Origin of the sequence: Nocardia brasiliensis, from assembly GCF_042691675.1 — a bacterium.
In the GTDB taxonomy this organism is placed as follows: domain Bacteria; phylum Actinomycetota; class Actinomycetes; order Mycobacteriales; family Mycobacteriaceae; genus Nocardia; species Nocardia brasiliensis_D.
The window spans coordinates 4,473,700-4,489,583 of record NZ_CP170507.1 but is presented as its reverse complement, the minus strand read 5'-3'; the positions used below and the strand labels follow the sequence as shown (position 1 = coordinate 4,489,583).

The window sequence follows — 15,884 nt, the reverse complement described above, 5'->3', positions numbered from 1 at the left end:
ATGACCCGTCAGCGGACGCGCGAGGGCAGCGGGGGAGCACGGCTATGCGAGCGCCCGCACGGTCTCCAGGGGTTTCTCCACCTAGCCTCGCAACGGTTCTCCGCGGCGCTCATCTGCCTCGCAGCGCACGCGCAACCCGATCACGGTCGCCCATGCGGGTTGACGATCCGATCGAGCGCGTGCAGGTCGGAATCCAGTGAGTAGAACACCCGCAAGGCGCCGACGAACGCGAACAGCCCGCACACGCACAGCGCGACAATCGAGGCGATCACCGTCTGCTGTTGCGCGGGATCGAGGAACGCCACCCCGGCCGCGACACCGAAGAGAGGAACCGAAGCGGCGATGCCGAGGTAGATCCGGCTCCGCCGCGCCAGCCGGTGCAACTGCACCGACTCGGCAGGGGAACTGTGCCCAGCGGCGACCAGTCCCGGGTAATACCAACGCAGGACGAAGAAGGTCACCGGGAAATAGGTGTACACCACCGCGACCGCGGCCGCGACCAGATGCGAGGCGATCAAGTTGAACAGCAGCCCCGCGGACAGATCAGCGAGGTCGTGCAACTTGATCAGGAATACCACCAGCGCAAGGGCCCACCCCGTGAACGCGACAGCGGCGATTCGGTCACTACAGGCAAGGGTGTCCGCTCGCGCCTTCGCCAGGGTCTGCTCGTCGTAGTGCTTGCCCCGACGCAGACCGAACGGAACCAGGAACACCAGCCGACACCAGTACAGGAGCAACGCGATCCCGACCGGATAGCCGATGGCGGCCACCAGCAGGGCGAGGCGCGTGAGTTCGGCCTGTCCGTCGGGTCCGAGTTCCAGATGAAGCAGTTTCGTGTTGTGCGTCGAGAGATACAGGCCGCCCAGCAGCTGCCCGACCGCGCTCGACAAGGTCACCACCGGCATCGGCCGCATGCGCAGCCTGCCGCGGAGGCTGTGCGAGGGTGGGTCGACGAGATCGCGGGCGGTCCGATCCAGCGTGAGTTCGAGGTGCTGGGCGAGTTCGGCGCCGCTGGCATATCGATCGTCACGGTTGGGGGACAGGCAGGTCAGTAGAGCGTGGCGCAGGATCTGCGGACAGTCCGGTGGCACCGCGGCTTCGAGGCGCGCGTCGATCGGCTGGCGGCGCAGTTCGATCATCCTGGTGAGGGAGGTGTCCGATTCGCCGATGCCGAGTTGGTCGGCGAAGGGGAGTCGGCCGGTGAGTAGTTCCCACAGCACGACCGCGAGGGCGTAGAGGTCGCTGCGGGTGTCGAGATCGGCGGCCGTGGTGGGGATGCCGGGATGGCAGGCCTCGAGTTGTTCGGGGGACATGTAGGCCAGTGACCCGCCGAAGTAGGCGACCGGGCTCGCCCCCGGAGTGTGGGTGCTGAAGCTGATATTGAAGTCGGCGAGCTTGGGTTGGCCGTCGACGGTGAGCAGCACGTTGGCGGGTTTGATGTCGCGGTGCAGCACGCCGGAGCGGTTGGCGTAGTCCAGGGCGGTGGCCAGCCTGCTGCCCAGCCATGCCACGGTTTCGGGCCAGCTCAGGCTCGCCAGGTCGGTCCGGGTCGCGGACGGTTGCGGAGTCAGTACGCCCCCCGAGGTGACCGCGGCGTCGACCGCGTCCAGCAGCAGTTGACCGGTGCGCTTCTCCACCGGCGTCGTGCGTACCAGGCGGAGCACGCCGAGCAGGGTGCCGCCGGGCACGTACTGCATGTACATCAGCTTCAGATGTTTTTCCTCGATCTGGCGCTGATCGAAGACGCGCACGATGTGCTCGTGGTCGAGTTGTGCGAGGGTCTGCGGTTCACTGCCGCGGTCGCGGGAGATCTTCACCGCGACAAGGCGTTGCATGGACCGCTGCCGGGCCAGGAATACCCGGGCGAAGGCGCCCTGTCCGAGTTGGATCAGTAGATCGAAGTCGCCGACCGTGGCGCCGGGGGCGATGGTGTCGAGTGCGGTGCTCGCCGTCGAGTCGGCGAGCACCGTGGTGCGGAAGTTCTCGGCGGTGAGGCGGCCGGTGTCGAGTTGGTCGGCGAGCTGCGCCATCTGCGTCGAGAAGTTGTGCTCGTACTCCGTGAGATCGAGGTCCAGGTCGCCGCCGCGGCTACGGGCGGTGATCTCCTCGTAGATCAGATCCGGCGGCAGTGGGGCGGCGTCGAGTTCGGGAAATTGTTCTCGGTACTCCGCGAGTCGCTTGGCGTTGCGTGCCTCGCGCCATCGGTGTTGCAGATCCACCTTGATCAGCTCGATCAATGCCGACCGGCGCAATCCGCCCTCGGCGGGCAGATGCGCCGCCAGATCCGGCGGCTCGTCCGCGTCCTCCCAAGCGCTGTCGAAGCCGGCAACCAGTCGCGTCAACGCGCTCTGCGCCGCCGCCACTCGGTCCATCTCCATGTATCCCACCCGATCGAAAGGCTTCCCGAGCCCCCAACCGAGAATAGGCGATCACCTGTGCCGCGGCCTCTGAATTACTCGTTTCCGCAGGTCTGGTGGTCTTTTCTGCATTGCTGCTCCGCGTAGGGCAGGCGAGCAACGCGCAATGAAGTGTTGCGTGTCTGCCTATCGTCGGCTAGGTTCATGTGCAACCAAACGTTGCGAGTCGAGGGAGTTCACATGGAGTACGGGCAGATCGAGCGGACGCTGTACATCGAAGCGTCGCCGGAAGTGGTCTATGAGGTCATCAGCAGTCCCGCCCACCTGAAGGAGTGGTGGCCCGACGATGTCGAGTTGGAGCCCGTTCCGGGTGCGGTGGGTGAGCTGGTCTGGGGCGACCGGAGCTCACCGGACGCGGAGACCGTCCCGATCACCGTGGTCGACGCGCAACCGCCCCGGCTGTTCTCCTTCCGCTGGATCCATCCGGCCGACGAACCGGCGGCCGTCGGCAATTCGATGTTCGTGACCTTCGAACTCACCCCTTCGGGCGAGGGCACCACGGTCCGGATGACCGAGACCGGATTCCGCGAAATGGGTTGGGAAGTCGCCGTTCTGGAGCAGCAGTACAACGAGCACTGCGAGGGCTGGGACCTGTACCTGCCGCGTCTGGGCGAGTACGTCGTCCGGCTGGTTTCGAGCCGATGAGCGGCCTGGTCGACGACGACCTCTGGTCGGCCATCGGCGACCCGACCCGGCGGCGCATGCTCGATCTGCTCCTTGCCGACGGGGAGGGGACAGCGACCAGTCTCAGTGAGCGGCTACCCGTGACCCGGCAGGCGGTCGCGCGTCATCTCGGCGTGCTCGACCGGGTCGGCTTGGTGCACGGGACACCCGAGGGCCGGGAGCGGCGCTACCGCGTCGATGATGCCCAACTCGCTCGCGCTGTAGCGCAACTCAATGCCGTCGGGTCCACGTGGGACGCGAGGCTGCAGCGCATCAAGCGGATCGCCGAAACCATTCAACGCAACAAGCAGCAGTAACAACGAGAAGAGGAGTTCGACATGGTGGACATCCTGCACCGGGCCGGGATCAAGGCGGCTATCGATGACGTCTACGCGGCGTTGACGACGACCGACGGGCTGGCCGGTTGGTGGACGACCGACACCAAGGGGGACACGAATATCGGGGGAGTAATCCAGTTCCGTTTCGGGGCGGACGGATTCGATATGAAGGTGCTCGACCGCAAGCCTGCCGAGCGGGTGCGCTGGGAGGTCGTTGGCGGGCCGGACGAATGGATCGGCACCGAAGTGGTGTGGGGCCTGAAGCAGGACGGTGAGTACACGATCGTTCTGTTCCAGCATCGAGGATGGAAGGAGCCCGTGGAGTTCATGCACCATTGCAGCACCAAGTGGGCGATCTTCCTGATGAGCTTGAAGTCGCTGGTCGAAACCGGCACGGGCGCACCGTATCCCGATGATGTGAAGGTCGACAACTGGAACTAGGTCGGGAGCGGCGGGGGATGGTGGGCGATGTGTCGGATCGCCTGCCATCTCTTCTACTTGACATAATGTGCATTATCGGCGCAGAAACGGAGTCGATAATCGGGGCTGTGCCGGGCCATATCGGCTCGGTGTGTGCGATGTACCGCGTTTGTGCTGACTCGTATGGCCGGGCCACCCTGCGCCGTAGCTGATGGTTGCATGCGGCGTGTGCGTGGGATCGATGTTGATCTCCTCTTGGCGGATTATCCGGTGATGTAAATATTCCGGTCTATGGACAATTTGGTGGAAAGTATTGGCCTGGTTCTGGATTGGTCATTCTGGACCTCTCCCCTGGGTCTACTTCCCTACCTTCAAAACGTCACAGTGACGTTTTGAAGGTAGGGAAGTAGACGCTGAATCCCGTTGCGAGTCAGCTGTTCCGGCCAGCTTCACCCCACTGCCGCCGTTGCCGCGAGAGGTGACGGCGACTCTCGGGCTTCTTACCCACAAGTCTTGCGGACCCGTTCCGTGCGCCCCGGTCCACTTCCACTATCGGTTGTGAGTCCAGCTTGTGATGAGTGGCTCTGTTTCGAGATGCCAGTTGTCGGCATGCTGGTCGGGTGTTGATTCGGCGGTTGGTTGCGTTGTATGTCGGTTTGTGGTTGTACGGGTTCTCGATGGCGGTGATGGTGCGGGCGGGTCTCGGGTTGGATCCGTGGGATGTGTTTCATCAGGGTGTGGCCGAGCATGTGCCGATCAGCTTCGGCGCGGTGACGGCGGTGACCGGGATTGTCGTTCTGCTGGCGTGGATTCCGTTGCGGCAGCGGCCCGGCTTGGGGACGGTGAGCAATGTGGTGGTCATCGCGGTGTCGGTCGATGTGGGGTTGTGGCTGTTGCCTGCGTGGCAGATGATTCCCGCGCAGGTCGGTGCGATGGGTGCGGCCGTGGTGCTCAATGCGATGGCCACGGTGCTGTACATCGGGGCCGGTATGGGTCCGGGGCCGCGCGATGGACTGATGACTGGACTGGTTCGACGGACCGGAGTCTCGGTGTGGATGGTGCGCACCGGGATCGAGGTGACGGTGTTGTCGACCGGCTGGGTACTCGGTGGCAGCGTCGGCATCGGAACCCTGGTGTACGCCTTCGGTATCGGCCCACTGATCCAACTCATGATCCCCGCAGTGAACCGCCACCTACCCGGCTTCCAGAACCACCCGACAGACCAGCCGGTCACCGCGGTCCCCGCGTAAGCCGAGGTTCGTCATGATCAACGGGACATGGTTGTGGCCGCTACTCGCGAAATGCCTCAGCATGTCCCGTTGATCATGCTTGGTGTTCGTGGTGGGCGGGGAGGGACTCCCCTGCTGGCGCGACGGTAGGTCTTGGTGGTCCACCTTGAAACGTCACTGTGACGATAAGGTAAGGGCGCGTGGGGAAGTCGCGCACCTGGCGAGTGTCGAGTCACCCGGCCAGGCACACCCATCAGCTACGGTGCAGGATCCGCGCAACGCGGCACATCGCCAAGGAGACGCAAGCTGCGCGCGATCCCGGGCTGGGTCGCTCAGACACGATGGGACGCGCGCTGGCGTCGGCGATGTCGCATGTGGCTCAAAGTTCCGTGGCTGTGGTCGGTTGCGTGATCGGCCTTGATTCCCCGGGGGCTCCAGCACCGCCGTATCCGCGCCCTCATCACCAGCACGATCACGACGGCGGCGGTGACCGGTGAGGCCGAGACGAGTCCGCCGCCGCGTGCCCGGACGGTCTTTTCGAAGTCGGCGCGGTCGGCTGCGCCAATGCATCCGGTGGTGGTTACGGCGAGCACCGAGACCATGGCCGCGAGCAAGCGGCGGCGATATGGCATGGGCTGCAGCGTGTAGCGCTGGGGTGACCGGAGATTGGTCGTGTGTGGGCGGATGTTAGGTTCACCAGCGCTGGGCGTGTGTCCAGTTGGGTCGGGCCGGTTGGTGTGGAGGCATGGTGCGTAAGACGTCGCGAGTTGTGATCGCGTGTGCGGCAGTGGGAATGGTGTCGGTGGGCGGTGGTGCGCCGGTGGCGTCGGCGGGGCCGGTGTTCGGTGAGTATGTGGCGCTGGGTGATTCGTGGTCGGCGGATGCGTCGTTGAGTCAGGCGACGGGTGAGTTCGTGCCGTTGGCGTGTGCGCAGAGCCGGGGTAGCTATCCCAAACAGGTGGCGGCCGCACTGGGGGTCCCGGTTTTCCGGGATGCGACGTGTGGGGGCGCGACCTCGGTGCATATGACCGGCCCGCAGAGTGTTCCGTTCGGGGTCAATCCCCCGCAGTTCGATCGGCTCACCGCGTCCACCGATCTGGTGACGCTCGGAATCGGCGGCAACGACGCGGGGTTGGCGGCGACCGTGCAGCAGTGCGTGACCGGTGACGCGGCGCTGTCCCCGTGCCTGGATACTTTGGTGGCCGGTGACGTGGATCAGATGTCGCTGAATATCGCCGCGGCAGAACAGAAGGTGACCGCGACCATCGACGGCATTCGGGAGCGCTCGCCGCGGGCGCGGATTCTGCTGCTGGACTACTTCGAGGGAGTCAGCACCGGACCCGGCTGTTTCCCGACTGTCCCGATTTCCGATGCCGACGCGGATTGGCTGGGTCGCAAGCTGATCGAGCTGAATGGCATGCTGGCGCGGGTCGCGCAGGCCACGGGCGTCGAGCTGGTCGACACCTACAGCACGAGCAGCGGCCACGATGCCTGCCAGCCTCCCGGTGTCCGGTGGGCGGAAGGGCTGGTCCCTTGGTCGAGCAACCCCACAGGTCCGGCGGTGCCGTTCCACCCCAACCAACTCGGCGCCGACCACCAGGCCCGCAGTGTGCTGGCAGCCCTGGGTAAATAGTCCTTCAGGCCGGATGGACCCACCAATTCCATGATCAACGGGACATGGCTGAGTGGTTTCGCGAGTAACGCCACCGTCAGGTCCCGTTGATCATGGTGCCGCCTGACGGGGCGGGTTCCGTTGGTTGCGCGGCGGGGTGTGCGTTTCGTGACCCGCCTGGGTGCTGATTCGGCGGGTTGTGAGCATAGAGGTACCTACGGTTTGCTTGGTAGCCTTTGGCAAGCGAACCGGCGGAAGGGGTAAATCCCATGAGTGCTACCACCGTTGCCCGGCAGTGCACGTTGTGTGAGGCGCATTGCGGAATTCTGGTGACCGTCGAGGGCGAGCGGGTCACGCGGATCGAGGGGAATCCGGATGACGTGCTGTCGCAGGGCTATATCTGTCCGAAGGCGACGGCGATGGGTGGGCTGCATCATGATCCGGATCGGTTGCGGACGCCGGTGCGGCGGGTGGGTGACGGGTTCGAACCGATCGGGTGGGATGAGGCATTCCGGGAGATCGGGCAGCGGCTGCGTGCGGTGCGTGGTGCGTACGGGCCGAGTGCGATCGGCATGTATCTGGGGAATCCGGCGGCACACAGTTCGTCGGTGATCTACGGGGCGCTGCTGCGTGCGGTGTTGTTGACCAAGAATTTTTATTCGGCGTCGTCGATCGATCAGTTTCCGCAGGAGTTCGTGGCGTGGCGGATGTTCGGGTCGAATGTGCTGATGCCGGTCACCGATATCGATCGCACCGATCGGCTGGTGATCCTGGGTGCGAATCCGGCGGTGTCGAACGGGTCGATCACCACGATGCCCAATGCCAAGCAGCGCATCCGGAATGTGCGGGGCCGGGGCGGGAAGGTGGTGGTGATCGATCCGCGGCGGACCGAGACCGCGCGGCTGGCCGATCAGCATGTGGCGGTGAGCCCGGGTGGTGATGTGTATCTGCTGCTGGCGATGTTGCAGGTGCTGGTCGCGGAAAATCTGTGCGACGAGAAGGCGGTTCGCGCGCAGTGCACCGGGTGGGAGCAGCTGCGGGAGCTGGTAGCCGAGGCGACGCCGGAGCGGATGGCCCCGCATGCCGGTGTCGACGCGGACACCATTCGCGTGCTCGCTCGTGAGCATGCCGCCGCGTCGTCGGCGGTGTTGTACGCGCGGATCGGGGTGTGTCAGCAGGTGACCGGCACGCTCACGCATTGGCTGGTGAACACGATCAACGCGGTCACCGGGAACCTGGATCGGGCGGGTGGTCAGATGTTCGCGAGCCCGCCGGTGGACGCGGCACGGTTCACGAAGTATCTGCCGATGGCGTACGGAGCGTGGACGGATCGTTCCGGCGTCTACAAGTCGTTCCGTACCGAGCTGCCGGTCGCGGTATTGGCCGATGAGATCCTGAACGAAGGCCCCGGCCGGATCCGGGCGATGATCACCTACGCGGGCAATCCGGTGCTGTCGACGCCACAGCGCGGTCGGCTCGGCGCAGCGCTGGATTCGCTGGATTTCTATGTGGCCGTGGACATGTACATCACCGAGACGACCCGGCACGCGGACATCATTCTGCCGCCGATCTCGCCGCTGGAGCGCGAGGACGTCAACCTGCTGTTCCCGGTGTTCAGTGTGCGCAACAACCTGCGCTATGACGCTCGGGTTTTCGATCCGCCTGCCGATGGGTTGGAGGATTGGCAGATCATGGCGCGGCTGGTCACCGAGTTGGTGCCGTTGCCGGTGCGGCGGTTGACGGGGCGGGCGCTCAATGGGGTGTGGGAGCAGTTCAGTCCGGTGCGGTTGGCGACGGTCGGGGTGGCCACCGGTCCGTATGGGGTGTTGCGGCGGGGGCGGAAGGGGTTGACGGTCGGTAAGGTGCGGGCATCGGCCGGTGGGATCGATTTGGGTCCGTTGCGGCCGAGGTTGCGGTCGCTGATCGGGACGAGGGATCGCAAGGTGCGTTTGGCGCCGGCGGATTTCCTGGCCGCCGCCCGCAAGGTTCTCGATGACGCCCGTGCCGGTAGCGCGATCACGATGCCGGTGGACGGTTATGACCTGAAGTTGATCGGTCGGCGTCACTTGCGTAGCAACAACTCCTGGCTGCACAACGTCCCCGCGATGGTGAAGGGGCGTGATCGCTGTACCGCCCTGATGCATTCCGCGGATGCGTCCGCGCGCGGGCTGACCGATGGTGAACCGGTGGCGGTCACCTCCCCCACCGGTTCGATCGTGGTGCCGCTCGAGGTCAGTGACGATATCCGGGTGGGCACCATTGCCGTCCCGCACGGTTGGGGGCATGGGGAGCCCGGTGTCGGCTGGTCGGTCGCCGCCGCGCTGCCGGGCGCCAATGTCAATCTGCTGCACGATCCGTCGATCACGGACACGTTCTCCGGCAATGCGGCGGTCAACAACACCTGGGTGACGGTCACCCGCGCGGCCGCGGCCCTGGTCGATGAGGGCACTGCGGCGTCGGTGGCGTCGTCCTGAACGCTCACAGGTGACGGGTGTCGCCGAGCCGGACGAGTTGGCGGTTGTGGAAGTAGTCGTCCTCGCGGAGTTCGGTGATGCTGCCGGAGGGGGCGTTGAAGCGGGCGTAGGCGAGTGCGTCGATCGGTAGCCCGGTCCATGCCGCCACGGTGAAAGTGATTGCGCCGCCGTGCGTCACGATGACCTGATGGTCGCAATCGCTGGCCATGATCGCGTGCATTGCCGCGTAGACGCGCGCACCGAACGCGGCCATGGTCTCCGCTCCCGGTATGCCCTCCTCGTGTGCCAGCCGCTCGCCCACCGCGGGCGGGGGTACGAACCGCTGGCGCAGCCATTCCTGGGACTTGCCTTCGGCCTCGCCGTAGGACTTCTCGCGCAGTCTGCGATCGAGGATCGGCTTGGTTCGCAGGATGTCGCCGATCGGTTCGGCGGCTTGCGCGGCGCGCTGGAGATCGGAGGAGAACAATTCGACGTCGGCGTGCTCGGGGATCGTTGTCCGCAGTGCCTCGGCGATGGCCGCCGCAGCGCGCAAACCCGTTGGGGTGAGTGGGGAGTCGTACCATCCACCCACCAGACCGTCGATGTGGTGGGTCGACTCCGGGTGCGCGATGACGTAGAGGGTTCGCACTGGCCTGTCCTTTTCTCGAGGGGGTCGGAAATCCTGGCAAGCATCCAGTGACCAACGGCCGATATGAATTCACCGCCCTCAGCGCATCGCATCCTCGGACATGTCCCGTTACGTCAACACCATCATGATCAACGGGCGTGCTGCCGTGGCCCCCGGATGCGTCGGCGCGGATCCACGCCTCAGCTAGGTTTCGTTGGCGGTAGCTCGACCGCGGCCGGGGTCGTGCCGGAGGGGTCAACCGGTCACTACGGTGACTCGGTAGCCGAGGCGGATTTCGCGACCGATGTGGGCGGCGCCGCTGAGGTAGAGCCAGCGGTCGGTGCCGCCGCGGGGGTCGGGCAGGTAGGTGGCTTGGACGTGTTCGACGCCGAAGGGGAAGTTGCCCGAGGTGGAGGTGGCGATTCCGGTCATCAGATGCGCTTCGGCGAGCAGTCGCGGTTCGGGTGCGGCCGCGCGCAGCGGGGTCGCGGTGGGGATGAAGAACCCGAACGGTTCGGGTGGGGCGCCGGAGCCCTGGACGAGCATGCCCGTCACGAACAGTCGCGCGATCCCGGTGTGGACCAAGCATTCCGGCGTCAACCGCAACGGTGGAGTAGGCCGCAATTCGAGTTGGAACGCCATGGGCCGAACTTTACGGTCGCCGATGTCCGCTGTCCCCGCGACAACAACCAGCTTTCCGAACCATGCACCACCTGTTGCCCGCAGTATGGGTGGACGCCACCGAACCAACGCGCACACCACATACGACCACCGGCTACCGCACAGGGTGCCGAGGTCACACGAGCCATGGCAATGGGCGCGCAACCTGCGTTCCGGATCCGGAATCGGGCTTCGCAGCCGTCCGTGCGGGGGCCGACGTACCGGTCCTCGGTCGTGGAGGCCGGGAATTGCCTTGTGTCGCTATGAACCCGGGCGCGAGCGCCACCGTGCTCAACGGCGTGGTGATCGGCTCCGGCTCACTGATCGCGGCCGACTCTCCGATGCCGTGCCCGTTCTGGCGCGGCCATCGCGCATCGAAGAGCTGCACGCGCTCACCATCCCCGCGGCGGGGCGTGCCCCGATGTTCACCCGGGGTCGACTCGGTGGCATCCGACGCAATGTTGCACTCGCGGCCGTTTCTGTTGGTCGTGTGATTCGGCTGAGTTTCACCGTTGCGGCAAACCGCCCGTCGCAAGCGCTTTCCTGGTTCGGCCTTGCGTCCGGTGCAGACTTGCGTCCGATGCATCGAACTCGCGTGAACGATGTTGGCGGGCTTGGTAATTCATCGACTGCACGCGGGGTTCCACGTGAATCAGGCTGACTGTCCGGTTAATTCGGGGACCCGATCACGACGGTGGGGAGCCGGGTTCAGCTGCCGTCGCGCAGTGACTCCTGGTAGCTCGTCTCGATCTTCTCGCGCAGGTGCTTCTCGGTGTGCCGGATCGCCGGTCCGATGAATGCCTGGATTATGCGGTCGAGGGCTCGTCCGGCCAGGCCGCCGGGTACTCGGTAGTCGGCGGTGGCGGTGACCTTGGTGGTTTCCGGGCCCAGCGAGGCGAAGTCCCAGCGAATCGTGCCCTCGATGCCTTTGATCGCACGCATCGTCACCCGCGAACCCGCCACCCATTCGATCGTGTCGGTGCGCAGGTGCAGCGTGGTCGGGCCCAGATGCAGCGCCGTGTCGAATACCGACCCGACCCCGGAGGTCTGCTCCCCCACCGGGGTGAAATGCCGTATCCCGTACATCCACTCTGGAACGTTCCGGTAGTCCTCGACATAGGTGAACGCGTAATCCACCGGCGCCTTACACGTCGCACTGTGCTCGACATGCCCCATAGTGCCCTCCAGCGCTCCGATCCTTGCCTCGACCCTAAGGCACCCTCCCGATCTCCGCCCCCCGATGAACCCCACTGCCCGCCAACCATTCCCACTCCCGAATACCACCTCGCCACCATCCAGCCGAGTCCGACACCGCACCGGTCGCCAACGGCGACCGCACGTGCCCAACGGGACCTGACGGAGCCCCTTCTCGCACAATGCCGCAGCCATGTCCCGTTGATCATGGAAGAGCGGCGGGTGACCATGATCAACGGGACATGGTGGTGGGGTCATCTCGGTCGATGCCACCGTCATGCGCCGTTGATCATGGTGATGGTGCTCGATCGATCCGCACCGGACCAGACCGCGCGGCAGCCCCGATCAGCATGCGGCGGTGGGAACGGGCGGGGGAACGGGCGGTGCGGCACCGGACCGACATCGCCAGCGGTGATGCTTGCCCGGAGAGGTGCGTTGCCGAGGAGGGAATCGGTACTGCGACACCGGGCTGGGGTCACCAGCCGTAATGCTTGCCGGGGAAGTGCGTTGTTGAGATGGGAACCGGCGGTTCGGTGCCGGGCCGACGTCACCAGCCGTGGTGTTTGCCCGAGGAGGTGCGTTGCCGAGGCGGAGAGGGGTGCGTTGGCTGGGGTGCGGTGGCGGATAGGGTCGGGGGGTGACCTGGACGGTGGGCTTCGACCTGGATATGACGCTGATCGACTCTCGACCGGGGGTCAGCCGGGCCATCGACATTCTCGCGGCGGAGTTCGATGTGCCGGTGCGCGGGGCCGAGTTCGCCGATCGGCTGGGACCGCCGCTGGCCACGCTGCTTGCCGAGGCGGGGGCACCGGAGGAGCTCATTCCGGCGCTGGTCGCTCGGTATCGCGAGCTGTATCCGACGATCGTGTCGAGCATTCCGGCGATGCCGGGCGCCGCGGCGGCGCTGGCCGCAATCGACCGACGCGGTGGTCGGGTGCTGGTTGTCACCGGCAAGCACGGGCCGCTGGCACAGTTGCACATAGACGAATTCGGTTGGCGGATCGATCATCTCGCGGGCGATCTGTGGTCCGCGGGGAAGGCGACCGTGCTGCGACAGGAGCGGGCGAACATCTTCGTCGGTGACCACGTCGGCGACATGCGCGGCGCGCAGGCGGCGGGTGTCCTCGCGGTCGGCGTCACCACCGGGCCGTGCGACGCCGACGAACTCCGCGCCGCGGGCGCGGACGTGATCCTGACCGACCTCACCGAATTCCCGCAGTGGCTCGCTGACGAGCTCGGGCCGGTCGCCGACGCCGGGTAACCGCGGTCGCGATGCCGCGACGTTGTGTGCACCGCCATTGCGATGCCGCGACGTTGTGCACCGACGAATTCGAATACTCGCCCCAGCATGCCGACCATCTTGAACCCCGGTGCCCTACCAGCGGTCACAGCTCGCCACGTCGTCCTGGGTGCCGTCCGACCCTCGGTGACTCGTGAGCGGTCTCGAACGCCCATAGTCGAGGCGCGCGGTGACGGCACAGGTGGCGGAGCCGCCGCATGTTTCAGCGCAGCAACGAGATCTGGTCGGTGCACGCCGCGATCCGACCCACGAAGATCCCTCGGTTCGGCGAATTGCGTTGGGCGGCGCATGCCCTGGTTCGGCGCGTCGGGTTCGTGGTCGCTAGCCTGCACACCAATTGCTTGTCGGCCGCGTCGAGACCGGAGCGGGCGCGTTCGGAGAGGAGAACGAATCAATGGACCGTTTCACCGACAGGATCGCCGTGGTGACGGGTGCGGCGCAGGGTATCGGCGCGGCCACCGCGCTGCGGCTCGCGATCGAGGGTGCCGCCGTCGCGGTGCTCGACCGCAATGCCCCCGACGCCACCCTCGAACAGATCGCCCGGGCAGGTGGCACGGCACGCGGCTACGTCTGCGACGTCACCGACCGCGGTTCCGTCCAAACGGTATTCGACCAGATCGCCACCGATCTGGGGGACCCGCAGATCCTGGTGAACAATGCGGGCATCACCCGTGACGACCTGTTCTTCCGGCTCTCCGAGGACGACTGGAACGCCGTGTTGTCGGTCAACCTGACCGGTGTCTACCACTGCGCCCAGGTCGCGCAGAAGTACATGGTGGCCCAGCGCTACGGGAAGATCGTCTCGCTGTCGAGCCGCTCGGCCCTCGGCAACCGCGGCCAAGCCAACTACGCGGCCGCCAAGGCAGGCATCCAGGGCCTGACCGCCACCCTTGCCATCGAACTCGGCCCCTACAACATCAACGTCAACGCCGTCGCCCCCGGCTACATCGCCACCGCGATGACCGCCGCCACCGCCGACCGGGTCGGCATGACTCCCGAGGACCACCAGAAATCGGTTGCCGAACGCACCCCCCTCGGCCGCGTCGGCCGACCCGAAGAGGTAGCCGCCGTCATCGCCTTCCTGGCCAGCGACGAAGCCTCCTACGTCAGCGGCCAAACCCTCTACGTCAACGGCGGCGCCCGCTAACCCTCATGATCAACGGGACATCGCGGAGACATTTCCCGAGTGGAGCCTCCGTCACGTCCCGTCGATCATGAGGCCCTCACCATGGGATCGGGCCTTGGCGGTCGAAGTAGCCGCCGGTGGGGCCGTCGGGGTCGAGGGTGGCCAGGTGGACGATGGCGTCGGTGCCTTCGGTGAGGGTTTGGTGACCCATGTGATTGTTGAAATCCGTTGCGGTGTAACCGGGGTCGGCGGCGTTGATCTGGATTCCGGGTAGGGCTCGGGAGTACTGGGAGGTGATCATGTTCAGGGCTGATTTGGAGGCGGTGTAGGGCAGGTTCAGCAAGGTGGATTCGAGGCGGTTCGGGTCGGCGGTGATGGCCAGCGAACCCATTCCGCTCGACACCATCACGATGCGCGGTTGCGGTGCGGCGCGCAGCAACGGCAGGAATGCGTGGGTCACCTGGACCGGTGCGAAGACATTGGTTTCGAAGACCGCACGGAAGTCGGCGGCTCGGGTTTGTTCCGGCGGATGGAATCCGCCGGAGATTCCCGCGTTGTTGATGAGCACGTCCAGGTGCGCGGTTCGCTCGCGCACCAGCTCGACCGCCGCCGCGATCGATGCGACGGAAGTGACGTCGAGCTGGACGAATTCGACGTTCATCCCCTGCTCGGCAAGCTCGACCGCCGCCGCCTTCCCGCGGTCGGCGTCGCGTGCGCCCAGAAACACCTGCCAGCCCAACTCGCCGAGCCTGCGGACCGTCTCCCGCCCCAGTCCCCTGTTCGCTCCGGTCACCAAAGCCGTCGTCGTTGCGTTCATGCACCCAGCCTCGGCCTGCGCCCAGCACCCCACCAGGGCCGCGTTGTCCTGGGACCGGTGGTACCACCCCGCGCCGGTCCGGCTGCGGGATGATCGAGTGATGGATCGCTCGGAACTCGCGGCGCTACTTCGGCAGGCGCGCACCCGGATACAGCCGCGCGATGTCGGACTACCCACGGGTTCACGCCGTCAGGTGCCCGGACTGCGCCGCGAAGAAGTGGCCCAACTCGCCGGAGTCAGCGTCGACTACGTGGTGCGGCTCGAGCAAGGCCGTGGACCGCGACCCTCGACCGCCGTGCTTGGCGCACTGTCGCGGGCGTTGCGGTTGACCGACGACGACCGCGACCTGCTGTTCCAACTCGCCGGATCGGCGCCACCGCAGGCAGGCCGCATCGCCCAGGTGGTCCGGCCCAGCGTGTTGCGGCTGCTGGACCGGATGGCGGACCTGCCCGCGCTGGTGATGTCCGCGAAAGCTGATGTGCTGGCGTGGAATTCGATGGCGGCGGCGCTGCTCGGCGACTTCTCCGCCTGGCCGCCGCCGCGGCGCAACATCATCTGGCAATGCTTCCTCGGCACCGACCCCGGCCGAGTGCGATTCACCCCCGACGAACTCCGAACGGTCGGCGCGTACGGCGCAGGCACCCTGCGCAGCGCCAAGGCCCGCTACCCCACCGACCCCGACCTGGACCGCCTCATCACCGAACTCCGCACCGGCAGTGCGGAATTCGAACAACTCTGGCGCGAGCGCCCCACCGCACAATGGCGCAGCGCCACCAAAACCATCGACCACCCCGAAGTCGGCGTCCTGGTCCTGGAATGCGACACCCTGCTGGTCCCCGACACCGACCAATCCGTCGTCGTCTACTCCGCCGCCCCCGGAACCCCCGCCGCCACCGCCCTCGACCTGCTCCGCATCACCGGCACCCAACAATTCACCACCCCCACCTGAACCACCTCACAGCCGCGCACATCTTCGCCCGCCGCGCACCGCCGAAACCGTGCGCGGGAGTCAGAACCTGCGCGGCTG

General features: G+C 66.2%; 14 protein-coding genes. 9 read left to right on the top strand and 5 right to left on the bottom strand.

The annotated features are described in order from the left end of the window. Nucleotides 1-140: 140 nt before the first annotated feature. Nucleotides 141-2,378, bottom strand: a complete 2,238-nt coding sequence (locus ACFK0J_RS20710; protein ID WP_378729660.1) for a serine/threonine-protein kinase — start codon at nucleotides 2,376-2,378, stop codon at nucleotides 141-143. Nucleotides 2,379-2,597: 219 nt separating this feature from the next. Between ACFK0J_RS20710 and ACFK0J_RS20705 the strand changes: the two genes are divergently transcribed. The 6 genes from ACFK0J_RS20705 (at nucleotide 2,598) to ACFK0J_RS20680 (ending at nucleotide 9,153) form a co-directional block, all read left to right on the top strand. Next, the gene (locus tag ACFK0J_RS20705; protein WP_378729658.1) at nucleotides 2,598-3,062 is read left to right on the top strand and encodes an SRPBCC domain-containing protein; all 465 of its coding nucleotides are present in this window, start codon (nucleotides 2,598-2,600) and stop codon (nucleotides 3,060-3,062) included. Continuing rightward, a complete protein-coding gene (locus tag ACFK0J_RS20700; RefSeq protein ID WP_378729656.1) occupies nucleotides 3,059-3,397 on the top strand; it encodes an ArsR/SmtB family transcription factor in 339 nt (112 codons plus the stop codon). The genes ACFK0J_RS20705 and ACFK0J_RS20700 overlap by 4 nt, the downstream gene beginning before the upstream one ends. Before the next feature lie 21 nt (nucleotides 3,398-3,418). Further along, the gene (locus ACFK0J_RS20695) at nucleotides 3,419-3,859 is read left to right on the top strand and encodes an SRPBCC domain-containing protein (protein ID WP_378729654.1); all 441 of its coding nucleotides are present in this window, start codon (nucleotides 3,419-3,421) and stop codon (nucleotides 3,857-3,859) included. Between the two features lie 599 nt (nucleotides 3,860-4,458). Further along, nucleotides 4,459-5,088, top strand: a complete 630-nt coding sequence (locus ACFK0J_RS20690; protein WP_378729652.1) for a YitT family protein — start codon at nucleotides 4,459-4,461, stop codon at nucleotides 5,086-5,088. A gap of 724 nt (nucleotides 5,089-5,812) precedes the next feature. Continuing rightward, a complete protein-coding gene (locus tag ACFK0J_RS20685; RefSeq protein WP_378729650.1) occupies nucleotides 5,813-6,700 on the top strand; it encodes an SGNH/GDSL hydrolase family protein in 888 nt (295 codons plus the stop codon). A 248-nt stretch (nucleotides 6,701-6,948) separates the two neighbouring features. Next, nucleotides 6,949-9,153 carry a molybdopterin oxidoreductase family protein gene (locus tag ACFK0J_RS20680; RefSeq protein WP_378729648.1) on the top strand — a complete coding sequence of 735 codons (2,205 nt, stop codon included), beginning with the start codon at nucleotides 6,949-6,951 and terminating at the stop codon, nucleotides 9,151-9,153. A 4-nt stretch (nucleotides 9,154-9,157) separates the two neighbouring features. Here the strand turns inward: ACFK0J_RS20680 and ACFK0J_RS20675 are convergent, their stop codons facing one another. The 3 genes from ACFK0J_RS20675 to ACFK0J_RS20665 form a co-directional block, all read right to left on the bottom strand. Then, complete coding sequence (locus ACFK0J_RS20675) at nucleotides 9,158-9,781, bottom strand: histidine phosphatase family protein (RefSeq protein WP_378729646.1); 624 nt, start codon at nucleotides 9,779-9,781, stop codon at nucleotides 9,158-9,160. Nucleotides 9,782-10,015: 234 nt separating this feature from the next. Then, on the bottom strand, nucleotides 10,016-10,402 hold the full coding sequence (locus ACFK0J_RS20670; RefSeq protein WP_378729644.1) for a hypothetical protein: 387 nt from the start codon (nucleotides 10,400-10,402) through the stop codon (nucleotides 10,016-10,018). A 726-nt stretch (nucleotides 10,403-11,128) separates the two neighbouring features. Next, on the bottom strand, nucleotides 11,129-11,596 hold the full coding sequence (locus ACFK0J_RS20665; RefSeq protein WP_378729642.1) for an SRPBCC family protein: 468 nt from the start codon (nucleotides 11,594-11,596) through the stop codon (nucleotides 11,129-11,131). 655 nt (nucleotides 11,597-12,251) lie between these two features. Here ACFK0J_RS20665 and ACFK0J_RS20660 point away from each other — a divergent pair. Both ACFK0J_RS20660 and fabG read left to right on the top strand, forming a co-directional pair. Next, complete coding sequence (locus ACFK0J_RS20660; protein WP_378729640.1) at nucleotides 12,252-12,875, top strand: HAD family hydrolase; 624 nt, start codon at nucleotides 12,252-12,254, stop codon at nucleotides 12,873-12,875. Nucleotides 12,876-13,308: 433 nt separating this feature from the next. Beyond that, a complete protein-coding gene (gene fabG / locus ACFK0J_RS20655) occupies nucleotides 13,309-14,061 on the top strand; it encodes a 3-oxoacyl-ACP reductase FabG (RefSeq protein ID WP_378729638.1) in 753 nt (250 codons plus the stop codon). Between the two features lie 76 nt (nucleotides 14,062-14,137). Here the strand turns inward: fabG and ACFK0J_RS20650 are convergent, their stop codons facing one another. Next, complete coding sequence (locus tag ACFK0J_RS20650; protein ID WP_378729636.1) at nucleotides 14,138-14,857, bottom strand: SDR family oxidoreductase; 720 nt, start codon at nucleotides 14,855-14,857, stop codon at nucleotides 14,138-14,140. Here ACFK0J_RS20650 and ACFK0J_RS20645 point away from each other — a divergent pair. Next, nucleotides 14,856-15,806 carry a helix-turn-helix transcriptional regulator gene (locus ACFK0J_RS20645; protein ID WP_378729634.1) on the top strand — a complete coding sequence of 317 codons (951 nt, stop codon included), beginning with the start codon at nucleotides 14,856-14,858 and terminating at the stop codon, nucleotides 15,804-15,806. The genes ACFK0J_RS20650 and ACFK0J_RS20645 overlap by 2 nt on opposite strands. The last annotated feature ends 78 nt before the right edge of the window (nucleotides 15,807-15,884 follow it).